Genomic DNA, 1943 nt, shown 5'->3' on the forward strand with positions numbered 1-1943 from the left:
TGAGATACTCAATAACGGCCTCAAAGCCGCCTGACAACACTAAACCCCGAGAGTCAACGAAATCCGGGGCAGTCCCGGCCGACCACAGCAGCAGGCTCCTAGCGGTACTGACCGGAGGGGAACGATTGCGGCCGGCGCGGGGATAGTGGCCTTCGGGTACATCCTGCTCTACACGGCTCTGACATCGTCCCCGCCTGTTCCAGTGGTGCCTGAACCAGAGGTCATTAAGAGCGTTCCTCCCAGCGTGAAGTGTGAGGAGTTGACGTTCTTCGTCGCGGATAATCAGCACTACGAGAATGTCGAAGTGGAACCGCCCCTAGGTGCTTGCACCGTCGCGGCACGTCCTCCTGCAGGAGCTGCCATCAATCCGGTGTCAGCGTGTGATGCCGTCGGTGGTCACGTCACTGCCTGGCATGAAGGTGATTATCCGACCCTATTGGAGCAGCGCCCGGCGCTTCCGAGCGGGCAACGGATACTGACCACAACGGACGCTGAGAGCCAGACTGTGATGGAACTCGGGATCGTGATGCCGAATCAGACTTTTACCCTGTGCGGGCCTTTGGAGTGGCGGTACGAACACGACGGCCAACAGCTCACTCAGCAGATCCCAGCAGACGCGGACTTAGGTGAACTGCCGAAGGGCAGGTACTACGCCTACGAACGCACTACCGAGGGCAACCTCAAACTGCGTGGTGTTGGAAACCGGCACTATTACATCGAACCGCTTCCCGAGGGGTTCCCTATTCCCAGCTCACTCATCGACAAGCCATGAAGTTGTGCACCCACCTAGGGTCCCGTATGTGGATGGATCAACGGACGCTATGTAGGTCCTTTCGATCGGAGGATGGTTCCTGAATCGTGGGCGGCGTACTACCGGGAGGACGACGGGGAGCTGCTCGGGTACCTCGTTCCTGACGGCGACTCGTTCCTGCCAGTGACCGTCTTCGGGTACGAACTCGGGGAGGCTGTCGATGAATACGATGCGTCCCACGTCCTGGAAAGCATTGGCCTGAGCTATCTGGCCGACACGTGGGTCTTGTCCATCGCGGACCGTGCTGAGCCGATCAACGTGCAGATCGTTGAGGCGAGTCCCGAGGTGTTGAAGGTGAAGAGCGTGGACTACGGGTGGGAGCAGGACTACGGCACGATTATCGAGCTACCCGTACCGGAACCAGGCCGACTACGCAGGCGCTGAGGCTTGAATCGATCCCACAGCGGATCCCGGTGACGGATCCTTTCTCGAGACAAACCCAGAGGCCCAGAAAAAACCAAGCGATCATCCGCGCTGACTACGTGCGCAGCAGTCCCTGGGATGACTAAGGCCCCCTAACGGGGGCGCGATCGCCTCAACGTTGGGGCCGAGTACTCGAGCCACCGCTGAGGGGCTCACTCGTCATCGGTTGTTTGGGCGGAAAGATCGAGTACCCACTTAGCTCGAGCAAGTACTTCGTCATAAGTGATGATTTCGGGCATCTTTACGTTGTTTCGATGTAGCTCAAAGGACCGAATCTTCTCAGTATGTAGCTGCCCGTCCCTCGTGAGGCTCTCAAGCGTCCCGATGATCAAGTAGGAACGTGGCGATCCCGAGAACACCGGCTGCCCTTGCTCAAATCCATCATCGTCGCGCGCCGAGAGCCAGGAGCCGATGTCATCCCGCGCTCGATGAACGGTCACGAGAGCCTGCGCAACACCACCGACGACTGCCCTCGATGGAGCCCAAGTACCGGGTCGGTAGTCAGTATTCTCAAGAAGGTCGTCGTCGTGGAGTTTGATCTCCGCGAAGACAAGTGACCGAACGATGCCCGTCGTGGTTAGAAGCGCATCGACGCGCTTACCGACCTCGCTGACGTTATGCCCTGCTACAACTGGGACTGCCCCGGATTTCGTTGACTCTCGGGGTTTAGTGTTGTCAGGCGGCTTTGAGGCCGTTATTGAGTATCTCA

At 58.7% G+C, this 1943-nt stretch carries 3 protein-coding genes; 2 read left to right on the forward strand and 1 reads right to left on the reverse strand.

Annotation, left to right across the window (positions count from 1 at the left end):
- Positions 1–259: 259 nt before the first annotated feature.
- On the forward strand, positions 260–772 hold the full coding sequence (locus ACX80P_RS16905) for a hypothetical protein (RefSeq protein WP_459279259.1): 513 nt from the start codon (positions 260–262) through the stop codon (positions 770–772).
- A gap of 72 nt (positions 773–844) precedes the next feature.
- On the forward strand, positions 845–1195 hold the full coding sequence (locus ACX80P_RS16910; RefSeq protein WP_459279260.1) for a hypothetical protein: 351 nt from the start codon (positions 845–847) through the stop codon (positions 1193–1195).
- 191 nt (positions 1196–1386) lie between these two features.
- On the opposite strand, the gene ACX80P_RS16915 is transcribed toward ACX80P_RS16910, so the two are convergent.
- Positions 1387–1943 (reverse strand): Shedu immune nuclease family protein (locus tag ACX80P_RS16915; RefSeq protein ID WP_459279261.1); only part of this gene is annotated, 557 nt, incomplete at its 5' end.

The organism is Arthrobacter arabinosi, assembly GCF_054511115.1.